This is a genomic window from Novosphingobium pentaromativorans US6-1, from assembly GCF_000767465.1.
GTDB lineage: Bacteria > Pseudomonadota > Alphaproteobacteria > Sphingomonadales > Sphingomonadaceae > Novosphingobium > Novosphingobium pentaromativorans.
The window spans coordinates 3,622,457-3,648,402 of record NZ_CP009291.1 but is presented as its reverse complement, the minus strand read 5'-3'; the positions used below and the strand labels follow the sequence as shown (position 1 = coordinate 3,648,402).

At 61.7% G+C, this 25,946-nt stretch carries 22 protein-coding genes; 17 read left to right on the top strand and 5 right to left on the bottom strand.

Annotation, left to right across the window (positions count from 1 at the left end; genetic code table 11):
- Positions 1 to 34: 34 nt before the first annotated feature.
- Complete coding sequence (locus JI59_RS17130) at positions 35 to 793, bottom strand: SDR family NAD(P)-dependent oxidoreductase (RefSeq protein WP_007011400.1); 759 nt, start codon at positions 791 to 793, stop codon at positions 35 to 37.
- Positions 794 to 897: 104 nt separating this feature from the next.
- Here JI59_RS17130 and JI59_RS17125 point away from each other — a divergent pair, with 104 nt between their 5' ends.
- The 9 genes from JI59_RS17125 (at position 898) to JI59_RS17085 (ending at position 9,811) form a co-directional block, all read left to right on the top strand.
- The gene (locus tag JI59_RS17125) at positions 898 to 1,572 is read left to right on the top strand and encodes a TetR/AcrR family transcriptional regulator (RefSeq protein ID WP_007011401.1); all 675 of its coding nucleotides are present in this window, start codon (positions 898 to 900) and stop codon (positions 1,570 to 1,572) included.
- The gene (locus JI59_RS17120; protein WP_007011402.1) at positions 1,569 to 2,750 is read left to right on the top strand and encodes a cytochrome P450; all 1,182 of its coding nucleotides are present in this window, start codon (positions 1,569 to 1,571) and stop codon (positions 2,748 to 2,750) included. The genes JI59_RS17125 and JI59_RS17120 overlap by 4 nt, the downstream gene beginning before the upstream one ends.
- Positions 2,747 to 3,550, top strand: coding sequence for an SDR family oxidoreductase (locus tag JI59_RS17115; RefSeq protein ID WP_052117917.1), 804 nt, complete (start codon positions 2,747 to 2,749; stop codon positions 3,548 to 3,550). Before JI59_RS17120 ends, JI59_RS17115 begins: the two co-directional genes overlap by 4 nt.
- Positions 3,541 to 4,131 carry a histidine phosphatase family protein gene (locus JI59_RS25705; protein ID WP_160289740.1) on the top strand — a complete coding sequence of 197 codons (591 nt, stop codon included), beginning with the start codon at positions 3,541 to 3,543 and terminating at the stop codon, positions 4,129 to 4,131. Before JI59_RS17115 ends, JI59_RS25705 begins: the two co-directional genes overlap by 10 nt.
- Entirely contained in the window at positions 4,128 to 5,717 is a 1,590-nt protein-coding gene (locus JI59_RS17105; protein ID WP_007011405.1) for an AMP-binding protein, read from the top strand. Before JI59_RS25705 ends, JI59_RS17105 begins: the two co-directional genes overlap by 4 nt.
- Positions 5,714 to 7,153 carry an aldehyde dehydrogenase family protein gene (locus JI59_RS17100; RefSeq protein WP_007011406.1) on the top strand — a complete coding sequence of 480 codons (1,440 nt, stop codon included), beginning with the start codon at positions 5,714 to 5,716 and terminating at the stop codon, positions 7,151 to 7,153. Before JI59_RS17105 ends, JI59_RS17100 begins: the two co-directional genes overlap by 4 nt.
- 216 nt (positions 7,154 to 7,369) lie before the next feature.
- Complete coding sequence (locus JI59_RS17095; protein ID WP_038576451.1) at positions 7,370 to 8,140, top strand: glucose 1-dehydrogenase; 771 nt, start codon at positions 7,370 to 7,372, stop codon at positions 8,138 to 8,140.
- A 34-nt stretch (positions 8,141 to 8,174) separates the two neighbouring features.
- The gene (locus JI59_RS17090; RefSeq protein ID WP_007011408.1) at positions 8,175 to 9,305 is read left to right on the top strand and encodes a phosphotransferase family protein; all 1,131 of its coding nucleotides are present in this window, start codon (positions 8,175 to 8,177) and stop codon (positions 9,303 to 9,305) included.
- A complete protein-coding gene (locus JI59_RS17085; protein WP_238532454.1) occupies positions 9,302 to 9,811 on the top strand; it encodes a hypothetical protein in 510 nt (169 codons plus the stop codon). Before JI59_RS17090 ends, JI59_RS17085 begins: the two co-directional genes overlap by 4 nt.
- A gap of 98 nt (positions 9,812 to 9,909) precedes the next feature.
- Here JI59_RS17085 and JI59_RS17080 read toward each other — a convergent pair whose 3' ends face one another.
- Positions 9,910 to 12,135 (bottom strand): TonB-dependent receptor, encoded by a 2,226-nt coding sequence (locus tag JI59_RS17080; protein WP_007011410.1) that lies wholly within the window; start codon positions 12,133 to 12,135, stop codon positions 9,910 to 9,912.
- A 377-nt stretch (positions 12,136 to 12,512) separates the two neighbouring features.
- On the opposite strand from JI59_RS17080, the gene JI59_RS17075 reads away from it, so the two are divergent.
- Positions 12,513 to 13,577, top strand: a complete 1,065-nt coding sequence (locus tag JI59_RS17075; RefSeq protein WP_038577814.1) for a zinc-binding dehydrogenase — start codon at positions 12,513 to 12,515, stop codon at positions 13,575 to 13,577.
- 133 nt (positions 13,578 to 13,710) lie between these two features.
- Here the strand turns inward: JI59_RS17075 and JI59_RS17070 are convergent, their stop codons facing one another.
- Both JI59_RS17070 and JI59_RS17065 read right to left on the bottom strand, forming a co-directional pair.
- Complete coding sequence (locus JI59_RS17070; protein WP_007011413.1) at positions 13,711 to 14,268, bottom strand: cupin domain-containing protein; 558 nt, start codon at positions 14,266 to 14,268, stop codon at positions 13,711 to 13,713.
- A 90-nt stretch (positions 14,269 to 14,358) separates the two neighbouring features.
- On the bottom strand, positions 14,359 to 15,558 hold the full coding sequence (locus JI59_RS17065) for an amidohydrolase family protein (RefSeq protein ID WP_007011414.1): 1,200 nt from the start codon (positions 15,556 to 15,558) through the stop codon (positions 14,359 to 14,361).
- Between the two features lie 360 nt (positions 15,559 to 15,918).
- Here JI59_RS17065 and JI59_RS17060 point away from each other — a divergent pair, with 360 nt between their 5' ends.
- From JI59_RS17060 to JI59_RS17030, 7 genes are all read left to right on the top strand, one after another.
- Complete coding sequence (locus tag JI59_RS17060) at positions 15,919 to 17,070, top strand: acyl-CoA dehydrogenase family protein (protein ID WP_007011415.1); 1,152 nt, start codon at positions 15,919 to 15,921, stop codon at positions 17,068 to 17,070.
- A 108-nt stretch (positions 17,071 to 17,178) separates the two neighbouring features.
- On the top strand, positions 17,179 to 18,645 hold the full coding sequence (locus JI59_RS17055; RefSeq protein WP_007011416.1) for a 3-hydroxyacyl-CoA dehydrogenase: 1,467 nt from the start codon (positions 17,179 to 17,181) through the stop codon (positions 18,643 to 18,645).
- A 2-nt stretch (positions 18,646 to 18,647) separates the two neighbouring features.
- Positions 18,648 to 19,862, top strand: a complete 1,215-nt coding sequence (locus JI59_RS17050) for a CoA transferase (protein ID WP_007011417.1) — start codon at positions 18,648 to 18,650, stop codon at positions 19,860 to 19,862.
- Positions 19,859 to 20,677 carry an HTD2 family dehydratase gene (locus JI59_RS17045; RefSeq protein WP_007011418.1) on the top strand — a complete coding sequence of 273 codons (819 nt, stop codon included), beginning with the start codon at positions 19,859 to 19,861 and terminating at the stop codon, positions 20,675 to 20,677. The genes JI59_RS17050 and JI59_RS17045 overlap by 4 nt, the downstream gene beginning before the upstream one ends.
- On the top strand, positions 20,674 to 22,347 hold the full coding sequence (locus JI59_RS17040) for an acyl-CoA dehydrogenase family protein (RefSeq protein WP_007011419.1): 1,674 nt from the start codon (positions 20,674 to 20,676) through the stop codon (positions 22,345 to 22,347). The genes JI59_RS17045 and JI59_RS17040 overlap by 4 nt, the downstream gene beginning before the upstream one ends.
- 39 nt (positions 22,348 to 22,386) lie before the next feature.
- A complete protein-coding gene (locus tag JI59_RS17035; RefSeq protein ID WP_038576448.1) occupies positions 22,387 to 23,598 on the top strand; it encodes an acetyl-CoA C-acetyltransferase in 1,212 nt (403 codons plus the stop codon).
- Complete coding sequence (locus JI59_RS17030; protein ID WP_038577806.1) at positions 23,598 to 24,443, top strand: HpcH/HpaI aldolase/citrate lyase family protein; 846 nt, start codon at positions 23,598 to 23,600, stop codon at positions 24,441 to 24,443. Before JI59_RS17035 ends, JI59_RS17030 begins: the two co-directional genes overlap by 1 nt.
- Before the next feature lie 23 nt (positions 24,444 to 24,466).
- On the opposite strand, the gene JI59_RS17025 is transcribed toward JI59_RS17030, so the two are convergent.
- Positions 24,467 to 25,933 carry a class I adenylate-forming enzyme family protein gene (locus tag JI59_RS17025; protein WP_007011422.1) on the bottom strand — a complete coding sequence of 489 codons (1,467 nt, stop codon included), beginning with the start codon at positions 25,931 to 25,933 and terminating at the stop codon, positions 24,467 to 24,469.
- Between the last annotated feature and the right edge of the window lie 13 nt (positions 25,934 to 25,946).

The following is a 25,946-nucleotide window of genomic DNA, read 5'->3' as shown; positions in this document are numbered from 1 at the left end:
TCCGTTACTGGATGATGGGCCGCTTGGCCTTGGGCTATTGAATCACCAGTCCGCCATCAACGGCCAACAAGGCGCCCGTGATGAAGCTGGCCTCGTCGCTCGCCAGAAACGCGATAGCCCGGGCGACTTCCTCATTCCTGCCATAGCGCTGCATCGGGTTGAGCGAGGCGAAATAGGCCCGGCGCGCCGCATCATCGGCATCGGGAATCGCTTGCCGCTCGATGGAGCGCATCATCTCATTGTCGATCGGCGCCGGGGCCACCGCATTGACGCGGATCTTCGCGGGCGCAAGCTCAATGGCCGCAACCTTGACCAGGCCTGAAATCGCATGCTTGCTGGTGGTGTAGGACGCAAGGCCCGGCACGCCGACCGTGCTGGCGACCGAACCGGTCGCGACGATTGCGCCGCCGTCACTCATGGCGAGCGCGGCATGTTTGATGCTGTTGAACGTGCCGACAACATTGGTCATCTGCACAACGGTGAATTCGTCACTGGTCAAGCTGGTGAGTGGCTTCACGTCGCCCTCCACACCCGCATTGGCAACAAGAATATCCAGGCGACCGAATTCTTCGACCGCCCGTGCCGTGACCATCTTGGTATCGCTTTCCAGTCCGACATCGGCGCGCATGCACAGCAGCGAATCGCCGGCTCCGAGCCGGTCTGCCAAGGCATCGAGCTTGCTCTGGTTGCGCCCGGTGACCAAGACCTTGCAACCGCGCGAAAGCAGGATTTCGGCCACAGCACCGCCGATACCCCCGGTCCCGCCGGTCACTATCGCAACCTTGCCTTTCATAGCGATCCTTTCCCATTTCTTGTTTGACTAGAAACATGACATTGATATCACGTTTGCAAGTGAGTGCAACAGCAACTCGTTGCGATTCGAGAGGAGCGGAGGCAATGCGCGACAGTGATCGCCCGGCCAAACCGGTCGCGCCAACCCGCCGGGGCGCGCTGACCCGGGCAAAGTTGATCGAAGCTGGCCGAAAGGCATTTTCCGCCTACGGCTACGAAATAGCGCGCATCGCGGACGTCGCCCGCCTGGCAGGTGTCAGCCATGGCAATTTCTATCGCCATTTCACGGACAAGGACGATCTGCTCCATGCCGTTCTGGCAGAACTCCATCAGGACCTGCACCACCCGGTCAGCCGGCGTAAAGCCTCGAGGGCTGGCGGAATTCTCGGCGAGTTGATCGATTACAACACCAGCTTTTTCCATACTTATGCCGAGCATCGCGACATGCTGCGCGTGGCACGCGAGGCCGCCGCAAGACCGCGGCCAAGCGTCTTTCTCGACATTTGGCTGGAGATGCGCCGCCCCTTCATCGAGCGCAACCGGCGCTGGATGGAGAAGTTGCAGGCCAAGGGGCTCGTCGACACTTCGATCGACAGCGCCCTGATGGCGGAATCCCTTGGCTCCATGATCGAACAGCTTGCCTATGTGCATGTCGGGCTTCCCAGGGAAAGACCTTCGGACGAGCGCCTGGACGAGCTGGGCGAGATCTGCGGCATCATCTCGTTTCGCAGCATTTTCGCAAATGCCACGGCCGAGCTGGGCGAAGAGCACGTAAGATGACGCAGGCCCGCGATATCGATCTACTCGACATTGGACATTATACCGCGAATGCGGACCATGAGATATTCCGTCGGCTTCGCGACGATGATCCGGTCCATTTCAATCCGGGCCCTGACGGCGTCGGCTTTTATGCCCTGACTCGCTACGATCATGTGTCAGCCATCGGACGCGATCACCTCCATTTCATCAACGGCAAAGGCACGCAGATCCGCGACAAGCGCGCCGAGGGCCATGGCGCACCAAGCGTGCATAATGCCGACCAGCCGGTCCACAGCAGATTGCGCGCGCCAGGTCTGGGCGCATTCCGGATGTCGCTTCTCAAGCATCGCGAAGGACGCATCCGCGAAGTGGTCCGCGAGTTGATCGACGCCGTACCGCAGAACGAACCGTTCGATTTCGTCGAAAAGATCGCCGTTGCAGTTCCGATGATCGTCTTCGCCGAGGTCCTGGGCGTGCCACATGAGCGGCAGCACGACCTGCTGCACTGGGCCAACACGATGAGCGACGTTTCGGCGGCCGACGAGGTTCAAGCCGATGCGCGCCGGCACCTATTCGAGTATTTCCGCGAACTGGCTGCCGAGAAACGCGCCCATCCCGGCGACGACATCGCCAGCGCACTGGTGACCGCAGCGCCCGGAGGCGAGCCGCTGACGGACGAGGAACTGGATGCCTATTTCATGGTGCTCACGGTCGCGGGCAACGAAACCACCCGCTTCCTGCTGACCGGCGGGATGGAAGCGCTGCTGACGCGGCCCGATGAAATGGCCAAACTGCGCAGCAATCCGGCGCTGATCCCCCTTGCGATCGAGGAAATGGCCCGATGGGTTTCGCCGGTGCTGCAGATGCGGCGTACAGCGACTGTCGATACCGATCTGTTCGGCACGCCGATCAAGGCAGGCACCAAGGTCGTGATCTATTTCGCATCGGCCAATCGCGATGAGCGCGCGTTCGAGAATGCCGACGAGTTCCATGTCGACCGCAAGAACAACCCCCATGTCGGCTTTGGCGTCGGCGCGCATTTCTGCATGGGCGCCCACCTCGCCCGGCTGGAGGCGAAGATATTCCTGGAGGAATTCCTGAAAAACGTCCGCCATGCTGAAGTCGCCCGTCCGGCGCAGCGGGCTGCCTCGAACTGGTTTACCGGGTACGACAATCTCCTGCTGCGGTGGTCGCGATGAACGCCGGAGAAAGGAAGCAGCGCATCCTCGTCACGGGTGCGGCCAGCGGCATCGGCGCCAGTCTCTGCGACCGCTTGCGGTCACAAGGCAATACGGTCGTTCCGCTCGACCTGAAACCGGTTGCTGGCGGGCAGGCATGCGACCTTGCCGACAGCGCCGCCATCGATGCGGCCATCGCGAGCATCGGCGGTGGCCTTGACGGCATCGCCCATGTCGCGGGCATTCCCGGAACGGCTCCTGCCGACAAGGTCGCGGCGGTCAATATCGCTGCGCCGCGCAGATTGACCGCAGGCCTGCTCGACCGGCTCGAAACGGGCGCGTCGATCGTCATCGTCTCCAGCATCACCGCCCATCGCTGTACCTGGCCGCAGGAGGAGCTAAACGACATCCTGACAGGCGATGACGACGCCATTGTTGCAAGGCTGGCCAGTCTTGCCGGTCCTGATGCCTATGCGGCCTCAAAAAAACTCGCCAATGAGTGGGGGGCGGCGCTTTCGGCGCAGCTGCTGCCACGCGGCGTGCGCGTCAATGTCGTCAGTCCCGGCCCGGTGGAAACACCGATCCTCAAGGACTTCGAACAATCGATGGGGCATGATCGTATCCAGGCAGCAGCCGACATAGCCGGGCGCCATGGCACCGCCGATGAAGTCGCGGCGCTGGTTGCATTCCTGCTTTCTCGCGATGCCTCCTGGGTGAACGGCGTAAACATCGCCTGCGATGGCGGATTTTCCAATGCCCGGAATGCTGTGGCGAAGCCCTGTGCGCCGGCAACCGATCAGGAGCGCGCCACGTGCAATTGATACTTGTGCGCCACGGGCTGCCTGAAAATGCGCATACCCGCGATGCGGCCGATCCCCCACTTTCGCAAGCCGGTCGCCTGCAGGCCGCGCAAACTTGCGAGCGCCTCTCCCGCGAGCCGATCGATGCGATCTATGACAGCACCCTGCGACGCGCGGTGGAAAGCGGCGAGCCGCTGGCAACGAAGCTCGGGCTGACCATTACCCGCATCGCCGAAGTGGGCGAAGTCGACAATGGCGAGGACCTGTATATCTCGCCAGAGGCCATCAAGGCGGCGGGCGACTGGGACGTCTTCCTGCGCGATCCGATCGGCTATTACGGTCATGACGAAACCGAGTTCCGCGAGCGGGTGCTTAGCGGATTCAGCACCATCATCGGTGCCAATGCGGGAAAGAGGGTGGCTATCTTCACCCATGGATTTCCGATCAACATCCTTCTTTCCCACGCCCTCGGCCTGACGGGACTTGCCAATTTCGTGCCCCGCAACGGCAGCATTACCCGCTTCATGGGCAAGAGCCTCGACGCGCTGCAGGTGCTGAGCGTCAACGAGACCAGCCATTTCAGCAAAGAGGTGGTGCGATGACAGACCATCCCGACAAAAGTGTTGCGAATGGCGGCCATCCGGGGGCCATTGCTGCCATTGATCCCGATCACACCGCCGTCATCGCGCAGGACGGATCGCGCCTGTCCTATCGCGAACTGGACACACGCTCGCTGGCCCTGGCGCAAAAGCTCCACCAGAGCGGGATCGTACGCGGCGACGCGGTCGCCCTGTTGATCGGCAACAGGATCGATTTCTTCGTGGCCGCCTGGGCGGCACAGCGCTCCGGCCTCTATTTCATTCCCATCGCCACGCGTCTCACGCCGACCGAGCTGGCATATATCTTCGACGACAGCGGTGCGCGCGCGCTGATCCTTGATCCCGCATTGGTTGAACCGGCAGCCGCCGCGCTGGCAGCCACAGTCAATGCGAAGCCGTTGGTGCTGACACTCGACCCCGTGGACGGGTATGAGGCAGTCCCGCAGGAAATCGACGCGGACCTGCCCCTCCCCGAACCGATCGAGGGCGGCGACATGCTCTATACCTCGGGCACGACCGGACGCCCCAAGGCGGTGCGCCGCGCGCTGGAATACGCTGCGCTCGGATCGGACATGCGCCGTACGCTGCGCGATGCGGATCTTTACGGCATGGACGCCGACACGGTGTTCCTGACGCCTGCACCGCTTTATCATGCTGCTCCGCTGCGGTTTTCGCTCAACCGGCATCGCACCGGCGGCATGGTCGTGGTGATGAACAAGTTCGACCCCGAACAGGCGCTCGCTCTGATCGAACGGGAAAGGGTGACGCACAGCCAATGGGTACCCACGATGTTCGCGCGCCTGCTCGAACTGCCCGAAGATGCGCGTACCCGCTATGACCTTTCCAGCCATCGCGTCGCAATCCACGCGGGCGCTCCCTGCCCTCCCGATATCAAGCGGGCGATGATCGATTGGTGGGGGCCGATCCTCTATGAGTATTATTCGGGCACCGAAGGCGTCGGCTTCACCCACAGCACCAGCGCTGAATGGCTGGAGCGGCCGGGAACGGTGGGTAAGGCCTATGGCTCGACCATCCACATCGTCGGCGAAGACGGCAAGGAACTGCCCGTGGGCGAAACCGGGACCGTCTATTTCGAAGGGCGTGCGGGCCTCGTCTACCACAACGCGCCCGAAAAGACGCGTGAGGCCCATCATCCCAAAGGCTGGGCGACGTTCGGCGACATCGGCCATGTCGATGAAGACGGCTTCCTGTTCCTGTCCGACCGGCGTTCCTTCACCATCGTTTCGGGGGGCGTGAACATCTATCCCGCCGAAATCGAGGCCGCGCTCGCCGTGCACCCCGCGGTGTTCGACGCTGCGGCGTTCGGCGTGCCAGACCCGACATTCGGCGAGACCGTGCAGGCGGTGGTTCAATTGCATGAAGGGGAAGGCAGTGAGGCACTGGCGAGAGAAATCCTGGCCTTCTTGCGCGAACGTATCGCCGCTTTCAAGTTGCCCAAGTTCATCGCGTTCCGCAGCGATCTGCCGCGTACGGAGACGGGCAAGCTGCAAAAGCACAAGATCAGGGACGACTATGCCGATCCTGTGAATCGCGGTTTCGACATGCGGCGCGCGGGCGTGAGGACATGAGCCGTTTTCAGGTCGACACCCACCTGGTTGCCGGCGCGATGCAGGCAAGCGCACGCGCGCCGACGATCATGCCGAGCCCGATCGACCTGTCTCCCCTGACATCCATCCGCCTTGCAGACGAAGCACTGGCGGACAGGGCGGTAGAGGCCGGTATCGCGGCGCTTCCCGCCGCGGAAGGGACCACCCTCCCCCAGCGGGCCAAGGCGCTGCGGGCTCTGGCCGATGCCCTCGATGCCCGCGGCGACGAACTGGCCGAACTGGCCGCGCGCGAAATCGGCTGCCCGATCGCGCAAGCAAAGGCACTGCAGGTCGGCAGCGCGAGCGGACTGCTGCGCGCCATCGCCAATCTCACAGAAACGCACGAATTCGAAGAAGAGCGCAAGGCCGCGCGCGGCGGACGGGTCATTGTGCGCAAGGTTCCGGTGGGCCTGGCCGTGGGCATTGTACCTTGGAACGTGCCGTTGTTTCTCGCCTGCGAAAAGTTGGCCTCGGCGATTGCAGCCGGCTGCCCGATAATCCTCAAGCCTTCGCCCGAAAATGCACGAACGATGCAGATTTTCGCGGAGGAAGCTATGGCCCTCGATCTGCCCAGCGGGATGATCGCGGTCATCACGGCCGACCGCGATATCGGCAGACGCCTTGTCTCCGACCCGCGTATTGCGAAGGTCAGCTTCACCGGCAGCACAGCCGCCGGTCGCGCGGTAGCACAGGCTGCCGCAAGCCGCTTCGCGCGCTGCACGCTGGAACTGGGAGGCAAGTCTGCGGCAATCCTGCTCGATGACTTCCGGGTGGAAGACCACGCGCACGAACTGTTCCTTGCGATGGTTCAGAACAATGGCCAAGTGTGCGGCGCGCAATCGAGAGTGCTGGTGCCGCGCGCCAACGCTGGCGCAATCCGGGACGGATTGGCCGCTCTGTTCGACGGATTACAGGTTGGCGACCCGCTCGACCCGGCGACCCAGATCGGTCCTCTCGCGACGCGCGTTCAGGGCGACAAGGTCAAGACGATGTACGCGCAGGCCCTCTCAAGCGGTGCGCGCAGGATCGGCGGTGCATACGGCACTGGCAGCGCGTGTCTCGTCGATCCGGCACTGCTGCTGACCGAACCGGGTTCCGCAATCGCACGCGAAGAAGTGTTCGGACCGCTGACTGCGCTGATCGAATATGACGATGTCGATCATGCGGTCGCGCTGGCCAACGCCAGCGACTACGGCCTCTCCGGATCGGTATGGTCCTGCGACATCGAAAGGTCGGTTGCCGTGGCGCGCAGGCTGCGGACCGGAACCGTCGGCATCAATTCGAAGCGGATCCTGGATTTCGGAGCACCGTTCGGCGGATTTCGCGCATCGGGCATCGGCCGCGAACTGGGCCCCGAAGGCATCGACAGCTATCTCGAAACCAGCGCGATCCTCGTGCCAGACGATGTCGGCACCTAGTCCAGAATGAACTGGTAGCGCGGCGAAACCACGAATGTTGAATGCCTGGGGGAATGACACGGAGATGACGGAGAGAAGGTTTTCAGCCCTATCCGCTATTTCGAAAACGGAAGTGCCGCGAACCTGTGATGTCGAGGTGCCGGTGAAGCTCTCATCCCTATCTCGAAAAGGGGAAACGCGAATGTGGTCCCCCAGACAAGGAAAGTAGAAATCGCAATGCGGCCAAGATTGAGCGGGAAAACGGCATTGGTGACGGGCGCGGCATCGGGTCTGGGTGCCGCCATCGCGGCGCGTTTCGCGCAAGAAGGCGCCCGTGTCGTGGTAAGCGATATCGACGACGTCGGGGCACGCGAACAGGCAGGCCGGATCGGGGGGGATGCGATCTCCGTTAAACTCGACGTCACCGATCCCGACAGCTGGACCGCGGCCATTGCACATATCGAAACAAAGCTCGGAGAACTTGGCGTTCTGGTAAACAATGCGGGAATCTGCCTACCAGGCTCGGTCGAGGAAACGAGCTTCGACGACTGGCGCCGCACCCATGCGGTCGATCTCGACAGTGTGTTTCTGGGAACAAAGGCGGCCCTGCCGCTGATGGCACAGACCGCGAAACGCAGTGGCGGCGCGATTATCAACATCTCGTCGATTTCGGCCATGGTGGCTGCGGGCAACATGGCGGCCTACAACTCGGCCAAGGCGGCGGTGCGCCACTTGTCCAAGTCGATCGCATTGCATTGTGCGAAGCAAGGCTATGCCATCACCTGCAATTCGCTTCACCCCACCTTTGTCGATACGCCATTGCTGGATGGATTTTCAGGCGGGCGATCTCGCGAGGAAACGCTGGCAAAGCTGGCTCGGCAGATACCCATGGGGCGTGTCGGCGTCCCGGACGATGTTGCCTTCGCCGCCGTCTATCTGGCTTCCGACGAAGCCGCTTTCGTGACCGGTGCGGAACTGGCCATCGATGGCGGCCTGTCGGCGATGTAGTCGAGAAACAAGAAAAGCAGAGAGGATCTTATCCGTGATCGATACCGAACCGTATCTGGCGGCGATGCTGGAAGCCCGCAAGAAGAGGCGCTCCGAACCCCCGTATATTCCTCAGGAAGACGACGCCATCCAGGGATTGCTGGAAGCCTTCTTCACGGAAAAGGTCCAAGGAGCCCGAATCAGCGGTATCGGGCGCATCGGAGGTGGTGCGTCGAAGGAGCAGTTTGCCTTTACCCTCACACCTCCCGGCGGCGAACCTGCGCGCTACTTGCTGCGCATGGACCCGATGGAGGCGATCACAGAGACGAGCCGGGAGCGCGAATTCGAGATTCTGAGCGCCTTCGAAGGGATCGTTCCCGTGCCGCGCCCGGTCTGGATGGACCCGGACGCGACCACTTTCCCGCGCCCCGCCATGATCATGGAACTGGTCCGCGGCACGACCAAGCCGAGTTCTCTGGGCTTGACCGTGACCGGCCTTGGCACTGTCTTGGGAGAGCGGCTGCGCAAGCTCATCCGCCCGCAATACCTGGACATCCTGGCGAAGGTTCACAATTTCGACTGGAGGAGCGCAGATCTTCCTTCATTCGCGGCCCCCACAGACGATCCGAAGCAGGCCACCCGATGGCTGATCAACTTCTGGAACGAACTGCTGGAACAAGACGTAGTGGCACATGAGCCGGTCATGCGGCTGGCAACCCAATATCTTCAGCAAAACATTCCCGATTGCGAAGAACTTGCTCTGGTCCACGGCGATTTCCGCACGGGCAACTACCTGTTCGACGAGGAAAGCGGTGAAGTCACTGCGCTTCTCGACTGGGAGATGTGCTACATCGGCGATCCCCATGCCGACTACGCATGGCTGCTCGCCCCCGTCTTCGGCACGAAGATCGACGGCGTGTTTCGTGCAAGCGACATCTTCGAGGGCGAAGAGGATTTCATCCGCTCCTACGAAGAGGTCAGCGGAAGGCAGGTGGACCGCAAGAAGCTCCACTATTTCAAGATCTTCAACTACTGGAAGAGTTACATCCTCGTATCCGTTCTGGGCATGCGGGCGGCCAAGGAACAGCATAACCACCAGGACGTGCTGCTGACTTTCCTCGCTGGGACCGGACCGATGCACCTGGCCGAACTCACCAGCCTTCTTTCGATGGGAGAACCGCAATGACCCCCTCAGTCCCCGACCGACTCGCCAGCGCCGTGCGCGCCCTCAGCTATGTGGTCATGCCGGCCCTTCCGAAAGAAGCGAGCCTGGCCCGCGAGCAGGTTGAACTCGTGATCGGACACTTGCAGATCACGCTGGCCCAGTATGATCAGACACCCGGGTTCGAAAGGCAGGAAGCGGAAGACTTTCGCGATCTGGCCGCAACCGTCGTATCGCTGGCCAAAGGTGGAAGCTCCACTACCGCCACCGTGGATGCACTGCAAAAGGCGCTCGATGCCAGCATTGACCTGGCAGCCCTCGAACAGACTGCCGTCATACAGAAGGCGCTCGACGATGTGCTGATCGCGCTGGAAGCGGACGGGACCTGCGAAGCTCAGTCTGCGGTCAGGACAAGAGTTCTGGAAGTTGCAGCCCATCGCGCCGATGTCGACCGGCGTTGGTTCTCCCTGATGGGATTCGACCCGGAGATCGTCGAAAAGATGTCAGCGCAGGCTGCAACGGCAAGCTGAAGCGACTGCCTGCGGCTTGCTGAACCCCCTTCGCTGACATTGGATTGCATTGCGTGTCGGCAGCCGAAGCAAACCGGTCTGCCGACACGCGAAAATGATTAATACTTCACACCCAGTTTCACACCGAACCGGCGCGGTTCGCTATAGACGTCGTACGCGCCATAAGTGCCGGCGAGGCTGACGATCTTGAAGCGCTTGTTACCGACGTTCTCAATAAATCCGCCAATTGAAACGCGGTCTCCCGGCAGATGCAGTGTGGCCAGCACCGATCCGGTGACATACCCGTCCTGGTAATAGAGCGAGCGCCCGGTGGCAGGATCGAACGCCTCCGACTGGGGGGCATAAGCACTGGTATAGCTGACCGATCCGGACAGATCGAGTGACGAGCGACCGATGTCGATGGTCTTGAGGACAGAAGCGTTGAACGTCCAGTCCGGTGCACGGGCGATCCTTCGGCCGCTCAGATCCTGAGTTGCCGATGTATCGATGATGCCGTTGACCGGGATATTCACCGAAGCGTCGGGAAAGGACTTGTAGCGCGCGTGGGTATACGCCCCGCCGAGACGCAGTTCAAAGGACGGGTCGATGTTCCAGGTCACCGATGCTTCAGCACCATAGATTTCAGCAGATGCCGCGTTGCGGATCAGGTTCGTGATGCTCCCCGTATCCGGGTTCGCTACGATGGTGGAAACCTGGAGGTTGGCGTAGTCGTAATAATACGCCGCCGTCGAGAAATTGAACCCGTTCCGCCCCAGCTTGTAACCGACTTCGAAGGCATCGGCCTTTTCCGGCTTTACGGGCGTGGTCAGAGCAGCGGTATTGAATGCCGTGCTGTTGAAGGTACCGCTCTTGAACCCCTGCGAGAAAGAAGCATAAACATTTGATTCCGGCGTTAATTCATACCGCACAACTGCACGGAAGGTGGGGTCGGAATACCGCTTGCTCGTTGCCGGGGCAAGCGTACCCGGCCCACCCAGCGACGCAAGCCTCTGCGTGTAGCGTGCAGCGATGGTCTTCTTGTCCGTACTGTAGCGCACGCCGCCAGTGAGGAAGAGCCGCGGGACCACTTCCCAGGTCGCCTCGGCATACCCTGCAAGAGACTCAGTCTTCAGCGTCGAAATCGAACTCTGGATAAGGACGTCCATGCTCGATGCGAAAACGTCAATCCGGCCGGTGGAATTGAAATAGAATCCACCAATGCTCAGCTGCAATCCCGGACCCGGATCAATCGTCACATCGATGGCCTGGCTGAAGGTGTCGCGGCTTTGCGGCGCCGTTCCCGTCGTGAGGTCAATCTTGGTGGCATCGCTGTCCGTCACCGTGACGCCGTCGCCCCACTGCCAGTTGGTCAGGGACGTGATGACCGCCGGACCCGTTTCGAAGATCGCCTTGATGCTCGCTTCGTCATTCTTGTAATTCGCCTGGGGAATCGGATCCTGAGAATTGACGTCACGATCGACAGCCCGCAACGGGCCGACCGGAGGCAAGGGAATGCCCCGCAGATACTGATATGCGTGTATGCTGTAAGCCAAAGCACGCACGTCGTCGCGCTCGAGGTGGTTATACCCCAGCGTAAGGGTAAAATTGTTGGCCGGCTCCACCAACAGCTTCACGCGCACTTCATCGTTCTTGTAGGGCGCCGAATTCACGCCACTGGTGTCGCGAATGTAGCCGTCGTTGTGGTGCAGGTAGCCACCTACGCCCAGCGCGGCCTGCTGCCCCAGCGGCACGCTCAGATAGGCGCGGGCCCGCACGTCATCGCGGCTGCCATAGGATATATCCGCATCGGCGGCGACTGAACCGATGGTCGGATCGCGCGTGGTGATCAACATCGCGCCGGCCATTGCGTTACGACCATACAGTGTGCCTTGCGGCCCCTTGAGGATCTGCACGTTGCTGACATTGGCGAAATCGCCACCAAGGGTCAGCAACTCGGGCTGATAGAAGCCATCGACATAGATTGCCGTATTGTTTTCCTGACCGGCCCCCACCAGCGAACTGGTAATACCGCGAATGGCAGGATTGATATAAACGCCATTGCGCGAAATCCTGACGCCGGGCGACAGGCGTTCCACATCTTCCAGCCGGACCACGCCGGTACGGTCGAGCGTGTCGCCGTCTATCGCATCGACCGATATCGGCACGTCTTCGAGGCGTTCGTCACGCCGCTGAGCGGTCACGACGATTTCGCCCAAGGTGGCTACTTGCGGCTGCTTCACCTGCGATGATTGGTTCGCTTCCTGCGCGCAGGCAGGCGAGACGACCGCGGCCGTCGTGTACAGAAGCCATTTCGCCCGCGATACGAAACTCATGTCTTTCGTCATTGCTCTCTCCCTGAAACGGCTTTGAATACCGCCACCGTTGCCTCTCATTTTTCCAAATACGGTTAAATGAGTACATTGAATGCATGCAACAGTTTTCTTCGCAGCCCTGGCCAAAAGCGGGCATTTTGCCGAGAAAGCGCCGAAACCTGCAGCCGGAAATCGAACATCGCTCGGCGGGGAAATTCGCATGCACCTGCGATTTTCGAGAGGATTCGCCCCGGTTTTCGTCTATGACTGAATGAATTCATGGCAAGAACGATTCATCGAACGCCTGGATGCCCGAGGGTTTTGCCGACGGCCTCGCACGTTGATGTCGCATCTCGACTCGAAATCGAGAATCCATTGGCCCAATAGATGAAACAACTGAGGAGAGAATGATGAAGGCAGTCGTCCGGCGCAACCGGCAGTTGCATGTGGAAGACAGGCCCGATCCCGAGCCGGGCGAAGGACAGGTCATCACCCGAAACCTGAGCTGCGGAATCTGCGGGTCTGATCTGCACGCCCTGCATGGCCTCGAAGAGATGGCAGCAGTCGGCAAACCGGGTATCGAAATACCTGAAATTCAAGGGATCATTTTCGGTCACGAGTTCTGCGGTGAGATACTCGATCATGGCCCGGGAACCGAAAAGCGATTGAAGGCAGGCACCCGCATCGTGGCCCCCGGATACGTGAATACGAAGATTGGCTTTCAAACCGCGGGTTTCTCTCCGGTCGTCCCAGGCGGTTTCGCCGAACAGATGATCCTCACGGAAAAGCTGCTACTACCGGTGCCGAATGGTCTTGCAGACATGCACGCAGCCATGACCGAGCCTTTCGCGGTCGGAGAGCATGCGGTGGCCGAGTCGGATGCGGGGCCGGACACGATCAACATGGTGATAGGCTGCGGTCCGGTGGGTCTTGCCGTCATCGCCTCGCTCAGGGCACGCGGCCTCGGGCCCATCATAGCGTCGGACTACTCCCCGGCTCGCCGAGCGATTGCCGAAAAGATGGGAGCGGACATCATCATCGACCCGGCAGTCGAATCTCCGCATGACAAATGGGCCGAACTGGGCGCCAAGGGCGTTCTCCCGCGCTCTATGGAGCGACTGTTCGATGCCCCCGGCAAGCGCGCAATCGTTTTCGAATGCGTGGGCGTGCCCGGCGTGCTTCAGAGCCTGATAGCCGGCGTCCCCGGCTGGTCTCAGATCATCGTGGCAGGCGTCTGCAGCCAGACGGACAAGTTCGAGCCGCTCATGTGCATCAACAAGAAAATCGAATTCAAATTCGTATATGCCTACAACTTCGAGGAATTCAGCCAGACACTGCACAATATCGCAGAGGGCGTCATCGACGTTTCCCATTTGATCACTGACGAAGTTCCCCTTGAAGGCGTCGCCAAGGCGTTCGAGGAGCTGGCCAACCCCGAACTGCAGTGCAAGGTTGTCGTCAATCCGACGCTTTGACGAGCTGAAGCGCACCTCGCCTTTCTGAAACGACGAAGCCCCGGCGACCAACCGGTCGCCGGGGCTTTCAGATTGCTTTCAATGTATTGGCGAAACCTGTTCCGCCACTGGCCAGAAGGCCCCGCCTACTTGCTCAGCAGTTGAGCGAGGGCTTCTTTGCCTCGATCCAGGATTCGCGATTCTTGGCGCAGGTCTCGACCGCCTTTTCCCACCATTTCGCAGTCTTCGAAAAATGCCGGAGGTTCGCACTCGTCTCGTGCCGGAACTCCAACAATTCTACGCCGTCCGGGCCCGGCTTGTAAGTATAGGGAACATCGGCAGGCACGAAGAAGCTGTCGCGTGGGCCAAGATCTTCCGTACCGAGGCGCACCGATCCCGCAATGATGTAATACATGCAGTCTGAGTTATGGCTATGCAAAGGCAGGGGGAAGTCGTGCTTGAACCACACATGGGTGATCGAATAGCCCGGCATCTTCACCAGATACTTGATCTCCTGACCGTCCCGCAGTCCGGCCTCGACTGCCTTTATCTGCAGTGGGACGAGGCTTTCCGGCAGCGGCTCCACATCGAGTGCCTCGGGATGGGCTTCCAGCCCTTTCGCGTCCTTGTAACGGAAGATCTCGAACTTGCCGGTCGCGGTCGATCCGCTTTCATTCGAATTGTCGTCGTTGCTTGAAACTTTGGTAGCCATTCTTGGATCCTCTACTTTTCTGATAGCAAAGCCCGATCGCCGAGTATTTCGAATGGTCGATCAGGATTGCAGGCCGCTCCGCCGGCTTTCTCAGGCAGCCCTGCGCATGGACTCGAACCCTTCGGTCGGCAAATTATAAAGATTGATTGCATTATCGCCAAATACCTTCGCACGCTCGTCCGGCGTGAAACCCGCGGCCGATCTCTCGATGCGTTCAAGCGCATTGGGATAAGCGCAGGTCGGATGCGGAAAGTCTGTCTCGAAAAGCAAATGATCGGTGCCGAGGTGACGCGCAGCTTCCGGCAACAAGACCTGATCGTACCAGAAACAGGCGTAGATCTGCCTTCGGAAGATCTCCAGCGGGGAGAGCTCATATTCGATGCCCTGGTCCTGCATCTGATATTCCAGCGATTCCAGCATGAACGGAATCCATGTCACGCCGCTTTCGACGGAGACGATGTTCAGCTTCGGCCATTTCTCGAGGAAGCGCGACAGGATGATGTTGGAAAGCACGCGATAATTCGTGAGCGGCATCTGCGAAGAACCGAACGCCATTTTCAGGTTCGGATCGTCGGTCGGCCAGCCTCCCTGCCCGTACCAGTCGGAGTTTTCCATTCCGCCGCCGATATGGAAATTGATCGGCAGGTCGAGCGACGAACACGCCTCCCAAAGCGGATCCCAATGCGGATCGCCAAGAACGGGATAGCCCTGAATCTGCGGGTCGGAGTTCAAGTTGACCCCGCGCAGGCCCATTGCGTGGCAGCGCTCCGCTTCCTTCACGCTCGCTTCGATATCCCACCAGGGAAGCAGGATCATCGGAAAGACGCGATTGCCCGAGTCGGCCTGCATCTCGGCGCTGGCATCATTGAAGATCTGGGTTGTCACCAACCGCAATTCAGGATCGACCTTCATGGACTTCTGATTTCCGAAGCCCAGAAGATTGGGATAGGCGATCTGCGCAGAAAAGCCCGCCTCGTCCATGTAGGCGACCCGCGCCTTGACGTCGAAGGCGCCTTCATAAACATCCTGGATCGTCATCTTAACCAAGTCGAATCCGAAGGACTTCGACCCGTCCTTGCGGATGCAGCAGGACGTCATCGCCGGTCCCATGCGATACTCGCCGTCTATGTACCAGGCCAGTTCGCCATCGACCTGCTTCACCTGCGGAACCCGGTCCCTGAACTTGGGGGAAGCGCGAGAGGTCCAGAGGTCGTGGACCTCGGTGACGTGGGTATCAGCGTCGACGACATGCACGCCCTGCAGGCTTTCGGGCTTTACCAGCGCGTTCATAAGGGCATCCTCCGATCATTTTTTTGAAGATTTGTATTTCCTAAAACAGTTAGCGGAAAAGGTTATACCCCGCAAGAAGACTGACAACATAATTGGCAGGAAGCCGGCCCAAAACACCGGAATCGAGCCGATCCCACCCGGGCGCCGGTTTCGGCCGACTCATGCTTCCGCGCAGCAAGTGCCATCCCTTGGACAGCTTTTCCCACCTCCCCCTCCCATCGCCCTGAATGCGGCTTCGCAGCGGCGCATGCGGGGGGCGATTCCGCTAGCCACACATCGCCTTGCAAATGTCGGATTATCACAATAGAGGTAATGCAATTGCATTTCATGACGACGCCAATTTTGATTGTACGAGGATCCATGGATACCGAAACCTTTGCCATGCTGCGCGAAACCGTGCGCCGCTTCGTCGACGAACGATTGATTCCGAACGAGGACCGCGTCGAGGAAGAGGATGCGGTTCCCGATGAGATCATCGCGGAAATGCGCGATCTGGGGCTGTTTGGCCTGACGGTGCCCGAGCAGTATGGCGGGCTGGGCCTGACTGCCAGCGAGGAAATCCAGGTCATTTATGAGCTTGGCCGGACGAGTTTCGCCTATCGCTCGGTCATCGGCACGACCGTCGGCATTGGCAGCCAGGGCATCGTCATGGACGGCACCGAAGAGCAGAAAGCCGAATGGCTGCCCAAGCTGGCCGAGGGCATGTTCGCAAGCTTCGCCTTGACCGAACCGAACAGCGGTTCGGATGCGGCATCGATCTCGACGACCGCGATCCAGGAAGGCGACGTCTACCGCCTCAACGGCACCAAGCGCTATATCACCAATGCGCCCCGGGCGGGGATGTTCACGGTGATGGCCCGCACCAAGCCCGAGGTGAAGGGCGCGGCCGGCATCACGGCATTCATCCTGCCCGCCGACACACCGGGCATCAGCTTCGGCAAACTTGACAAGAAGATGGGCCAGAAGGGAACGATGACCTGCGACGTCATCTTCGACGACGTCATGGTTCCCGCTGCGAACATCATCGGCGGCGTGCCTGAGCGCGGTTTCAAGACCGCGATGAAAGTACTCGACCGTGGCCGAATCCACCTGTCAGCCCTTTCCAGCGGCATGTGCGAAAGACTGGTCAAGGAAAGCGTCAACTACGCCGTGGAGCGCAAGCAGTTCGGCCAGGCTATCGGAGAGTTCCAGCTGGTCCAGGGCATGATCGCCGACAGCCGCACCGATGCCTACGCGGCATGGGTCATGACCCAGGATGTCGCGCGGCGCTTCGATGCGGGCGAGAAAGTCTCCCGCGATGTGGCATCAACCAAGTATTTCGCGTCCGAAGCGCTGGGCCGCGTGGCTGACAGGGCCGTGCAGATCCACGGCGGGGCAGGCTATATGGCCGAGTACAAGGTAGAGCGTTTCTACCGTGACGTGCGCCTTATGCGGATCTACGAAGGCACCAGCCAGGTGCAGCAGACGATCATCGCCAAGGCCCTGTTGCGCGAAGCCGGATTGAAGATCTAGGGCGGAAGCGCCGAGCCGCGCGGGAAGAATTGGCCCCGGCCGAGCTGGACGAGAGCCTGTTGCAATTAAGCCGACGCGCCCCTTGTAGCGCCGGCGGGAGATTAAAAGATGAACCTCAATACGCTGGGTGTCGTAGGCGCCGGACCTATGGGCGCAGGCATTGCGCAAATCGGGCTCACAGCGGACCTGACCGTCGTACTTTTCGACGTCAATGCAGCCGCGCTGGACAAGGCGGCGAACGACATCTTCGGTCATATTGCCCGCATGGAAGAAAAGGGTAAGCTGGCCGAAGGCTTTACCGAAAAGGCCAGGAACAATCTGGTACTTGCCAAGGACCTTTCGGACCTGGCGCCTTGCGAGGTGGTCATCGAGGCTATCGTCGAGCGGCTCGACATCAAGCAGAAGGTATTTGCCGATCTTGAGGCAGTCGTCAGCCCCGATACGTTGCTGGCCACCAATACTTCGTCACTGTCAGTCGCGGCCATCGCAGCGAACTGCAGCCACAAGGAGCGGGTCTGCGGACTTCACTTCTTCAATCCCGTACCGCTCATGAAGCTGGTCGAAGTCGTCGTTGCGCCCGCAACGTCGTCCGAAATGGCGGACTTCGCGGAAAAGGTGTCCAGACAGATCGGCAAGACGCCGGTAACGGTCAAGGACGCCCCGGGCTTCCTGGTCAATCTTCAAGGGCGCGCGCTCGCGCTTGAAGGCCTGGCAATCGCGCAGGAAGGCGTTGCCGATCCCGCCACTATCGACCGCATCCTGCGAGACGGTGCCGGTTTCCGCATGGGGCCGTTCGAACTGATGGACCTGACCGGCATCGACGTGAACTTTGCCGCCTCTACTTATATTTATGAAGGCTATCAGCACGATCCCCGGTTGAAGACGACAACCCTGCACGAACTGATGTCGAACGCGGGACTCTTCGGCCGCAAGACAGGCCGCGGCTTCTTCGACTATTCCGATGGCGCGAAGGCCCCTCCCTCCCCCGCTGCGCCCGCCACACCGGTGACGGTGAAGCCGACAATCGGCGAAGGCGAAGGCTGGGAGGCGATCACCGGATTGCCGGGCTTTGCGGCCGGTGACGAGGTGACGCTGATCGCTCCGATCGGCGAAGATACGGCGACTGCCTGCGTGCGGCTGGGGCTCGATCCCAAGACCACCGTTGCGGTTGACCTGACAGCGGCGGAGATCAGACACCTCACCGTGATGAGCGCGGTCGGCGGCGGCGATGCAGCGGCGAAGGTCGCCGACTGGCTGCGCGGCCTTGGCTTCACGGTGGAGGTCATCCAGGATTCGCCCGGCTTCGTCCTGCAGCGGATCCTGGGCATGATCGCGAACCTGGGTTGCGAACTGGCGCAAATCGGAGTGTCCACTCCCCAGGACATCGACCTGGCGATGAAGCTGGCGCAAAACTATCCCAAGGGTCCGATCGAAATTGCCGACTGGCTCGGCACTGCCAAGGTCTTCACGATCATGAGCCGATTGCAGGAAATCACCGGGTCTGACCGTTATCGTCCCAGCCTGTGGCTGCGCCGCCGCGCACAGCTTAGACTGTCGGCCTATGAGCCTGCATAGCGATGTATAATCTGCTTTCCGGCCTGACCGTCGTCGAAGGTGCAGCCTTTATCGCCGGCCCCAGCTGCACTCTGCACATGGCGCAGATGGGCGCCACCGTCATCCGCTTCGACCAGATCGGCGGCGGACCGGACAGCGCACGCTGGCCGATCGGCCCCAAAGGGCAGAGCCTCTATTGGGAAGGGTTGAACAAGGGCAAGAAGAGCCTTGCCATCAACCTGTCCGATCCGGCCGGGCGCGAACTGGCGCAGCGGGTGGCAACATCGGGCGACGGACTTTTCGTCACCAATTTCCCGGTCAGCGGGTTCCTTTCCTATGAGAAGCTGTCCGCCCTGCGCGACGATCTCGTCTGCCTGCGCGTGATGGGCTGGGCCGACGGGACGCCGGCCGTCGACTATACAATAAATGCCAGCGTCGGCCTGCCTTGGCTGACCGGCCACCCCGACGATCCGCGCCCCGTCAATCACGTTCTTCCCGCATGGGACCTGCTCGCAGGCGCCTATGGCGCCTTCGCGCTGCTGGCGGCGGAGCGCGAACGGCAGGCTTCTGGCAAGGGCCGCGAAGTGCGCCTTGCCCTCTCCGATCTGGCGGCTGCCACCATGGGCAATCTTGGCAATGTCGCCGAGACGCTGTTGAGCGGGGGAGACCGTCCACGCTCCGGCAACAATCTGTTTGGGGCATTCGGGCGCGACTTCGGCACGGCGGACGGAGAGCGTGTAATGATCGTTGCGATCACCCCGCGCCAGTGGACCGGGCTCATCAAGGCACTTGGCATTGCCGGTGATATTGCCGCGCTGGAATCCGAACTGGGCGTGGATTTCGCCAGCGATGAAGGTGCGCGCTTCACCCATCGCGCGCGCGTCGATGCACTGGTAGAAGGCGCGCTGAGCAAGCTGCCGCTGTCCGCCTGCGCAGAGGTATTCGATTCAACTGGTTGTACCTGGTCGATATACCGCACGCTCTCGCAGTCGCTTGCGCAAGAGCCTCGCCTCTTCGGCGAAAATCCGATTTTCGGCGAGGTCACCCATGCAGGCGGCGACTGCTATCCCACCCCAGGTGCAGCCGCGCGCATTCCTGCGGAAGAGCGCTTTCCGGCGGCGGCCAGCCCGTCGATCGGCCAGCATAGTGACGAAATCCTCGCAACCCTGCTCGGCATGGGCAGCGGCGAAATCGGCAAGCTGCACGATGCCGGGATCATATCGGGAGCCAAGGCATGAGCAATCTCGACCTCGCCGCGCTTGAGGAATGGAAAGGCGCGGTCGGCCGCGCCGAAACCCGGAGCGAAGTGCTCGAGCACGAGAGCCTGCGCCGCTACGCGCTAGCGGTCGACGCCGACCCGGCGGTGGAAACGGTCCTGCCGCCTTTGCCCCACTGGGCCTTCTTCCTGCCGCAGCCGACCGATGCCGAGATCGGCGAGGACGGCCATCCCCGGCGCGGAGGATTCCTCCCCGCGATCACCCTTCCCCGCCGCATGTTCGCGGCCGCCGATATCGTCTTCGAAGCCCCCCTGCTACTGGGGCACAAGGCCGAAATGGTGAGCACCGTGGCAGAGGTGAACCACAAGAGCGGCCGATCGGGCGATCTGATCTTCGTCGAGGTCGATCGTGTCATCAGTCAGGATGGTGCGGTGCGCATTCGCGAGCGACAAAGCTATGTCTATCGCGAGATGGGCGATCCCGCCCCACTCCCGGTCCCCGCAGAAACTGCGCCCGATGGCGAGGTATGGCACCCAGGGCCGGTGAACCTTTTCAGATTTTCGGCGGTGACGTTCAACAGCCACCGCATTCACTATGACCTGCCTTACACCCAGGGCGAGGAAGGCTATCCAGCGCTTATCGTCCATGGCCCTTTCACGGCCGCGAAACTTGCGGGTTTCGCCGGACGACAGGGGCCACTCGCCCGCTTCAACTTCCGCGCGCAATCGCCGCTTTTCCTCGGCCAGCCGATCGTGCTGCAGGGTACGAACGACGAAGTGCGCGCAATGCGCTGCGACGGCGCGACAGCTATGACTGCAAAGGTGGAATATCGATGACCCACACCGCTACAATTGATCAGGCGACAACCGACTGGATCGCCTCGGCCAAGACCGCCGCGGAAGCCGCGCGCGCCTATGCTGCAGCAGCGCAGGCGAAAGTCGCGCAGACAATCGCGCCTGGCGGGCGGGTTGACAGCTCCGCCGCGGATGAACACCAGCGGTTGGTCCACGGATTCGCGTGGATCGCCACTACGGCAGAGGCCCTTGCGGCGGTTGCCGACTGGGCGGAACGCGGCAAGGCGCAGGGCCGCTATGGAGAGATCGAGGAACTGACCTTGCGTGTCGGTTTCGGCGAGTATCTTGCGCAGCTGATCGGCGGCGTACCCATGAGCCAGAACGAATTCGTTCGTCCGCAGGAATTGGGGATTTCGGATTCCGCTGCGGCGCTTGCCCGCGATGTCGCAGTGTCCAGCTTCCTCGAAACCGGGAACACAGCCGAAACACGGCTGGCGCTGGCCAAACTGCTACGCGATGGCCAGATTCCAGACGAAGCGCTCGACGACGAAACGATGGACATGATCCGCGACCAGTTCCGCGTCTTCACGCGCGAACGAATCGCGCCTTCGGCCCACGCCTGGCATCTCGAGGACGCGCTCATCCCCGATGAGATCGTTGAGGAAATGGCGCAGCTCGGCGTATTCGGCGTGTGCATCGAAGAGGAATTTGGCGGCCTTGGCCTCGGCAAGCTCGCAATGTGCCTTGTCTCGGAAGAACTGTCGCGCGGCTGGATCTGCGCGGGATCGCTCGGCACGCGGTCTGAAATCGCCGGCGAGCTGATCGGCGGCAACGGCACGCCCGAGCAGAAGGCGTATTGGCTGCCCAAGATCGCCAGCGGCGAAGTGCTGCCAACCGCCGTGTTTACCGAACCCGATGTCGGCTCCGATCTCGCTTCGGTGCGCACTCGCGCCACCCGGCAGGACGATGGCAGCTGGCGCATCAACGGCGCCAAGAACTGGATCACCCACGCCGCGCGTACCGATCTGATGACCGTGCTTTGCCGCACCAACACGGACACGCCGGGTTACGGCGGACTTTCGATGCTTCTTGCCGCCAAGACCCGCAAGCAAGGCGAAGACGACTTCCCCGACGAGGGCCTGTTCGGCAGCGAGATCGAAGTGCTGGGCTATCGCGGCATGCGCGAATATGCGTTGTCGTTCGAGGATTTCCGCGTGGCCGAGGACGGGCTGTTGGGCGGCGCCGAAGGTCAGGGCTTCAAGCAGCTGATGCGCACCTTCGAAGGCGCCCGCATCCAGACCGCGGCGCGCGCGATCGGCGTCGGCTGGAATGCCTTCGATGCAGCGCTGCGCTATGCAACCGAGCGGCGGCAGTTCGGCAAACAACTCGCCGATTTCCCCCGCGTAACCGACAAGCTGGCCATGATGGTCGCCGAACTCGTGATGGCACGCGAATTGACCTATTCGGCCGCCCGCCACAAGGACAAGGGCGAACGCTGCGACATCGAGGCGGGCATGGCAAAGCTGCTCGGCGCGCGCGTCGCCTGGGCCAATGCCGACATGTGCGTCCAGATCCACGGCGGCAACGGCTATGCTCTGGAATACGAAGCCAGCCGCATCCTGTGCGACGCCCGCATCCTTAACATCTTCGAAGGTGCCGGCGAGATCCAGGCCCATGTCATCGGTCGCGGCCTCGCCAGCCCGCGTGGCTGACCGTCCGGCACCCGAAACGCTCCAGGAGTGAAATGCCCAATGCGTGAAGTCGTCATCTGTGAGCCCGTCCGTACCGCCGTCGGTCGCCAGGGCGGAATGTTCAAATCCAAGAGCGTCGTCGAACTAGGCGTTGCTGCCCTGTCCGGCCTGCTCGAACGCACGGGCATACCGGGCGAAGCGGTGGACGATGTGATCTTCGCCCAATGCTATCCAACGATGGAAGCCCCCGCGCTTGGCCGCGTGGTGGCGCTGGACGCCGGCCTGCCGATCGAAACGCCCGGCATCCAGATCGACCGGCGCTGTGGATCGGGGCTTCAGGCGGTGATCTACGGCGTGATGCAGGTGCAGACGGGTGGAGCCGATCTTGTCATCGCAGGTGGCGCGGAATCGATGAGCAACGCCGCCTTCTTCACCCATCAGGCCCGTTATGGCGCCAGCGGTGATGGCATGATGCTGCACGACAGCCTGGCGCGCGGGCGCGTCACGGCGGGCGGCAAGAACTATCCCGTTCCGGGCGGCATGATCGAAACCGCCGAAAACCTGCGCGAGCAATATGGCATCCCGCGCGAAGAGCAGGATGCCTTCGCGATGAACAGCCATGCCAAGGCGGTTGCGGCGCAGGAAAACGGCATCTTCGCCGAAGAAATCATTCCGGTCGAACTGAAGGACCGCAAGGGTAACGTCACCGTCGTCGATACCGACGAGCATCCGCGCCCCGGTCTCGACATGGCAGCGCTCGCCAAGCTCAAGCCGATCTACGGCGGCCGCGATCCGGCTTCCACCGTCACTGCCGGCAATGCAAGCGGACAGAATGACGGCGGCTCGGCCTGCATTGTCACCACGCGCCAGATGGCCGACAGGCACGGACTCAAGCCCTTCGCCACGCTCAAGAGCTGGGCGGTGGCTGGCTGCGCACCGCGCATCATGGGAATCGGCCCGGTCCCCTCGACCGCCAAGGCGCTCGACCGCGCGGGCCTGTCGCTCAAGGACATCGACCTGATCGAACTGAACGAGGCCTTTGCCGCGCAGGTGATCGCATGCCTGCGCGAATGGAAGTTCGGCGCGGAGGACTATGAACGCCTCAATGTGCATGGTTCGGGCATCTCGCTTGGCCATCCGGTCGGCGCGACGGGCGGGCGCATCCTCGCCACCTTGCTGCGCGAAATGGACCGGCGCCAGGCACGCTATGGCATCGAGACAATGTGCATCGGCGGCGGCCAGGGGCTGACCGCGGTGTTCGAGCGCGCATGATGAAATTGCGTTCGCTGCTTTTCGTCCCCGGCGACCGGCCGGAGCGTATGCGCAAGGCGCTGGGCTACGGCGCCGATGCGCTGATCCTCGACCTTGAGGATTCGGTCGCGCCGGAAGGCAAGGAAGCGGCGCGTGCGACGGTTGCGGAGTTTCTGGCGGAAGCGGCGGGATCGAATGTGGCGCTGTTCGTCCGGGTAAATCCGCTCGATAGTGGCCTGACCGACGGGGATCTCAACGCCGTTCTGCCCGCACGTCCGGCCGGCATCATGCTGCCCAAGGCGGAAGGCGCCGATTCGATCAGCGATCTCGTCGAACGGATGCGGCAACGCGGCGATGATCGGGCCATGATCCTGCCAATCGCGACCGAGACGCCGCGCGCCCTCTTCAAGCTCGGCGAATATGGCGCTGTGAGCGACCGCCTCTGCGGCCTCACCTGGGGAGCGGAAGACTTGCCCGCCGCCGTAGGCGCGCTTACCGCGCGCAACGCCGACGGCAGCTACACCCAGCCCTACGAGATCGCCCGCGCCCTCACCCTGTTCGCGGCGAGCGCGGCTGGAGTCGCCCCGATCGAGACTGTCTATCCCGCAATCCGAGACCTCGACGGGCTCGCCGCCTATACCGCGCGCGCGGCGCAAGACGGCTTTACCGGCATGATGGCGGTTCACCCCGGCCAGGTGCCCGTGATCAACGATGCCTTCACGCCTTCAGCGGAGGAAGTTGCCCAGGCGCAGGCGGTGGTCGACGCGTTCGAGGCCAACCCAGGTGCCGGCGTGCTCACCCTGGATGGCAAGATGATCGACCGTCCTCACCTGATCAAGGCGCGCGCGCTTCTCGCGCGCGCCTGATATCGGCGGCCGGCGGTCTATCGTCAGGCCGCCTCGAATGCCCTTCGGACAGCCCCCAGATCGACCTTGAGCGATGGCGTGCGCGGCATCCTGTCCATCCGCAGATAGCGCACGGGCAACGACGGCTTGGGCAAGCGATCGGTGAGGAATTTCTGCAATTCTTCCTCACTCGGCGGCGCCCATTCAGGGCGCACTTCATAGGCGATGACAGGCACTTCCCCCAGCCGCTGGTCGGGCATGCCCAATGCCGCCGCAACGGCGATCGCCGGATGTGCGGTAAGCGTGGTCGAGATAGTTTCTGGGACCACCTTGAAGCCGCCGCGCATGATCGCGCCATCGAGCCGTCCGTGATGGTAAAGAAAGCCATCCTCATCGATCAGCCCCAGATCGGTCGTCTCGATCCAATCGTCGCTCATGCGCGGTGAAATCACGTCGATACGTCCGATTTCGCCGGCAGGCAGTTCTGCGCCCGTTTCAGGATCACTGATTCGCAGTCTGGCCCCGTGCCAGGGTCGACCGACCGAACGAACCTTGGCGCCGCTGAACTTTTCATGATCCTCCAGCGTCATCTGGGCGACGACCCCGCCGAATTCGGTCGCCCCGTAGGACTGAAGAATGGGCCGGCCGTACCGGGCGACGAATTCGTCATGCGTGTTCGGATCGAGCGCCGACGCCCCGGTCAGGAAGTATTTGAGGCTGGACAGCGGCTCATCCTCGACGCCCGCCTCCAGCAACATGCGGTAACCCGCCGTCGGCATGCCCAGCGCGGGCGGCTTGTAGGTGGCGACATAATCGACCCAATCCTCGACCCGGAACTTGTCCAGCATCTGCACGGGCCGATGCACCGCGACGATCGGCAGCAACTGGTACAGACCCGAGATATTGCCGAACGGGTAATAATGCAGCCCCGGCGTCGTCGAGACTGTCGTCGTCGGGTTTTCCGTAATCATGCTTCGGTAAAGCTGCGGATAGGTCATCAGGAAATGCTTGGGCGCACCCGTCGTTCCGCTGGTCAGCAGTTCGATACCGGCAACGGGCGGAGCCGGATGATGCGTTTTGCCATCCCCCATCAGGATCAGTTCGCTGCCTTCGACGGATAGTGCCACTACCGCCGTACCGCATTGCTCGGCCGCCTGGAGGACCACATCGGTGCAATCGGATCGTGCCAGCAACACCAGTGCCAGATCGAGGTCCCGGATGCGCCCGGCAATGGCTTCGGGCGACTGGTAGGCATAGATCATCACGATCTGCCGTTCTTGCCCGATCGCACTGAGCAAAGCCGCCGCAAAATCAGGCCCGTTGCGCGGAGCGACACCAATCGACTCGGTATCAGCAACGCCGCTCTTGGCGATCTCCGCTTCCAGCCCGTCGATAAAGCGGTTGACCCAGCGCCAATCGTACCACTTGCCCTTGAAATGAAAGGCGCGGGCGTCGCCGTCCTGAGCCAGTATATCGCGAACGGTGTGAGCGACTCCGGAATTCTCGGTCATGTTCTGCCTTCTT